Source organism: Oceanicola sp. S124 (assembly GCF_000220565.1).
Lineage (GTDB): Bacteria > Pseudomonadota > Alphaproteobacteria > Rhodobacterales > Rhodobacteraceae > Pseudooceanicola.
The window spans coordinates 1-4,389 of sequence record NZ_AFPM01000054.1 but is presented as its reverse complement, the minus strand read 5'-3'; the positions used below and the strand labels follow the sequence as shown (position 1 = coordinate 4,389).

The window sequence follows — 4,389 nt, the reverse complement described above, 5'->3', positions numbered from 1 at the left end:
GCTGTGTCTTGCTGGCGGGATCCGCGCTCAGTCGGCGTTGATCCAGATCGCCTTGGTGTCCAGGTACTCTTCCATGTGCTGCGTGCCGCCCTCGCGGCCGTAGCCCGACATCTTCATGCCGCCGAAGGGCACGGCGGGGTCGATGGCATGGTACATGTTGACCCAGACCGAACCCGCCTTGAGGCGATGCGCCAGCTTGTGCGCGGTGCCGAGGTGGGTCGAGAAGACGCCCGCCGCCAGCCCGTAGGGCGTGGCATTGGCGCGCTGCACCACCTCGTCGAGGCTGTCGAAGGGCATGGCCGAGATGACCGGGCCGAAGATTTCCTCGCGCGCGATGGTCATCTCGTCGGTGACGCCACCGAAGACCGTCGGATGGAAGAAGTGACCGCCCTCGAAGTCCGCGCCCTCGACGCGGTTGCCCCCGGTCAGGATCTCGGCGCCCTCGTTGGGGCCGACGGCCATGTAGCCGGCGATGCGCTCGGCCTGGCGGGCCGAGATGATCGGGCCGATGTCGGTGTCTTCCTGGATGCCGTGGCCGATGCGCAGCCTGGCGGCGAAGTCGGCGACGCGGCGGGTGAACTCGTCGTGGATCTCGCGGGCGACGAAGAGGCGCGAGCCGGCGATGCAGATCTGGCCCGAGTTGGCAAAGACCGCCATGGCGGCGACCGGCACGGCCTTGTCGATGTCGGCATCGCGGCAGACGATGACCGGGGACTTGCCGCCCAGCTCAAGCGAGACATGCTTGAGGTTGCCAGTGGCGGCGCGGGCAATCGCCTGGCCAGTCGCGGTCGAGCCGGTGAAGACGATCTTGTCGACGCCCGGATGCTCGGCCAGCGCGGCCCCCGCATCGGCGCCGAGGCCGGTGACGATGTTCAGAACACCGTCCGGCAGACCGGCGTCCTGCATGATCCGCGCGATCATCAGCACGGTCAGCGAGGCCTCCTCGGAGGGCTTCAGCACCACGGTGCAGCCCGTCGCGATGGCCGGCGCGATCTTCCAGATCGACCCGGCGATCGGCGCGTTCCAGGGAATGATCGCCCCGACGACGCCAATCGGTTCGCGCACAGTCTGGGAATAGATCTCTCCGGGGAAGGAGTTGGGGATGGTCTGACCGTGGATCGTCACCGCCTGGCCGGCGTAGAAGCGCAGCATGCCCAGCACGCGGCGGCTGTTGCCCAGGGTGCGCTGGATCGGCATGCCCATGTCCAGGGTGTCGGACAGGCAGAGGTCTTCCCATTCGGCCTCGAACCGTTCGGCGATCTTCAGCAGCAGGTTCTGGCGCTCGAAGGGCGTCCACTTGGCCCAGGGGCCCTCAAAGGCCTTGCGGGCCGCGGCGACGGCAGCGTCGATATCGGCCTTGCCGCCCTTGGGCACCGTGGCCAGCAGCGTGCCATCAGCAGGGTTGCGCGCGTCCAGCACCTCGCCCGAGCGGGACTCGCACCACTGGCCGTCAATGAACATCGGGCGGAACCCGCCATCGTAGAGCGCGGCGGCCGCGGCCTTCCAGTCTTTCATCTGTCTTCCTCACCTTCTGCGGACCCGGACCGGCCGCCCGCATGCGCAGGGCAGAGGCAGTCCGGATCACCTGCGATCCGTCTACACCCGGCGTGCCGGGAAAGGCCAGTGCCAGGGCGTCCCGGCCCGTGGCGCCAAGGCCCCCCGGCGGCGCCTACGCGCAGGTCCATGCCCCCTTGCCCGGCGCCCCGGCCGAAATCACTGGCGGAGTGAATTAAAAATGATTTCATCACAATGTCTTGGCCGCTCATCTGCGCTCTGCGGAAATGCCTGCCCCGGCAAGGATTGCACCCCAGATCATGGCGGTGCTATAGTTCCGTCAACAAGATATAGAACCGCGCGAAGACAGGCCCCGAATAGTGACCGATACCCCGGAAACCCCTGAAAACGAACAGGAAAACGTCCCGACCCCGCTCAGCGGGCCGTCGATCTCCATTGCCGAGGAGATGCGTTCTTCCTACCTCGATTACGCCATGTCGGTGATCGTCAGCCGGGCGATCCCCGATCTGCGTGACGGCCTGAAGCCCGTGCACCGGCGGATCCTTTTCGCCATGCACGAGGTCGGCAACACCCACGACAAGCCCTACCGCAAGTCGGCCCGTCCCGTGGGCGACGTGATGGGCAAGTATCACCCCCATGGCGACAGCGCGATCTACGACGCGCTGGCCCGGATGGCGCAGGACTTCTCGATGTCGCTGCCGCTGCTGGACGGCCAGGGCAACTTCGGCTCGATGGACGGCGACAAGCCGGCGGCCATGCGTTACACCGAAGTGCGCATGGACAAGCCGGCCGCCTACATGCTGGCCGACATCGACAAGGACACGGTCGACTTCCAGGACAACTACGACGGCAAGGACCGCGAACCGACGGTCCTGCCGGTGCGCTTCCCCAACATGCTGGTCAACGGCGCGGGCGGTATCGCCGTCGGCATGGCGACCAACATCCCGCCGCACAACCTGGGCGAGGTGGTCGACGCCACCCTGGCGCTGATCGAGAACCCGGACCTGTCGACCGAGGAACTGATCCAGTACGTCCCCGGCCCCGACTTCCCCACGGGCGGCGTGCTGCTTGGCCGCTCCGGCGCCCGCAAGGCCTATCTCGAGGGCCGCGGCAGCTGCATCATCCGCGCCAAGACCCACGTGGAAGAGCTGCGCAAGGACCGCTACGCCATCGTCGTCGACGAGATCCCCTACCAGGTGAACAAGTCGGCGATGATCGAGAAAATCGCCGAGCAGGTCCGCGACAAGAAGATCGAGGGCGTGGCCCACGTGCAGGACGAATCCGACCGCGAAGGCGTCCGCGTCGTGGTCGAGCTGAAGCGCGACGCGACCCCCGAGGTGGTGCTGAACCAGCTGTTCCGCTTCACGCCGATGCAGACCTCCTTCGGCTGCAACATGCTGGCGCTGAACGGTGGCCGGCCGGAAACGCTGACCCTCTACGGCTTCCTGTCGAACTTCATCGACTTCCGCGAAGACGTGGTGGCGCGGCGCACCGCCTACCTGCTGCGCAAGGCGCGTGAGCGGGCACATATCCTCTGCGGCCTGGCGGTCGCGGTCAGCAATGTCGACGAGGTCGTCGCCACCATCCGCGCCTCGGCCGATGCCGCCGAGGCCCGCGAGAAGCTGATGGAACGCCGCTGGCCCGCCGCCGAGATCGCGCCCTACATCCGCCTGATCGACGATCCGACCCACACGATGAACGAGGACGGCACCTACAACCTGTCCGAAACCCAGGCCCGCGCCATCCTCGAGCTGCGCCTGCAGCGCCTGACCCAGATCGGCGTCAAGGAAGTGACGGACGAGCTGCAGGAGCTGGCCGGCAAGATCAAGGAATACCTCGAGATCCTCGGCTCTCGCGAGCGGATCATGGAGATCATCTCGGACGAGCTGCGCGAGGTGAAGGACCTCTTCGCCGTGCCGCGTCGCACCGAGATCGCCGACTGGTCCGGCGACATGGAAGACGAGGACCTGATCGAGCGCGAAGAGATGGTCGTCACCGTCACCGCGGGCGGCTACATCAAGCGCACCCCGCTGGCCGACTTCCGCAGCCAGAAGCGCGGCGGCAAGGGGGTCTCGGGCGGGGCGATGAAGGATGACGACGCCGTCACCACGCTGTTCGTCGCCAATACCCATACCCAGCTGCTGTTCTTCACGACCGAGGGCATGGTCTACAAGCTGAAGACCTGGCGCCTGCCGCTTGGCGGACGGACCTCGAAGGGCAAGGCGGTGGTCAACATCCTGCCGATCCCGACAGGGGTCTCGATCGCCGCGATCATGCCGGTGGACCGCCCGGAAGAGGAATGGGGCGATCTGCAGATCGTCTTCGCCACCTCCGCCGGCACGGTGCGCCGCAACGCGCTGTCCGACTTCACCAACGTCATGCGCAACGGCAAGATCGCGATGAAGTTCGAGGGCGAGAGCGAAGGCATGCGCCTGATCAACGCCCGGATCTGTGGCGGTGAGGACGACGTGATGCTGTTCACCCAGTCCGGACGCGCCATCCGCTTCCGCGCCGATGACGTGCGGGTCTTCAACTCGCGCAACTCGACCGGTGTGCGGGGCGTGCGGCTGAACGAGGACGACGAGGTCACCTCGATGTTCGTCCTGCCCCACTTCGCCGCCGAAAGCGACGAGCGCGCCTCCTACCTCAAGATGCGCCGCGCCATGGCCGGCGACACAGAGGCCACCGAGGATGACGAGGGCAATGCCGACATGCCCCTCAGCCAGGAACGCTACGCCGAGATGTCCGCGGCCGAGACCCTGATCCTGACCATCACCGCAGGCGGTGCCGGTCACGTCAGCTCGTCCCACGACTACCCGGTGCGCGGGCGCGGCGGCATGGGTGTCACCGCATGGGAGAAATCCATGCGGACCG

Annotated in this window: 2 protein-coding genes; one reads left to right on the top strand and one right to left on the bottom strand. The window is 66.9% G+C overall.

Annotation, left to right across the window (positions count from 1 at the left end; translation table 11 throughout):
- Positions 1 to 27: 27 nt before the first annotated feature.
- Positions 28 to 1,515: an aldehyde dehydrogenase family protein gene (locus OS124_RS0104940; protein WP_010138256.1), complete on the bottom strand. Its 1,488-nt coding sequence runs from the start codon at positions 1,513 to 1,515 to the stop codon at positions 28 to 30.
- 359 nt (positions 1,516 to 1,874) lie between these two features.
- Between OS124_RS0104940 and gyrA the strand changes: the two genes are divergently transcribed.
- The coding region (gene gyrA, locus OS124_RS0104935) for a DNA gyrase subunit A (protein WP_010138254.1) at positions 1,875 to 4,389 on the top strand (2,515 nt) is incomplete at its 3' end.

What these genes read in the sequence shown, in the direction of transcription:
- OS124_RS0104940 (WP_010138256.1), bottom strand. Translation starts at nt 1,515, where the DNA reads ATGAAAGACTGGAAGGCCGCGGCCGCCGCGCTCTACGATGGCGGGTTC.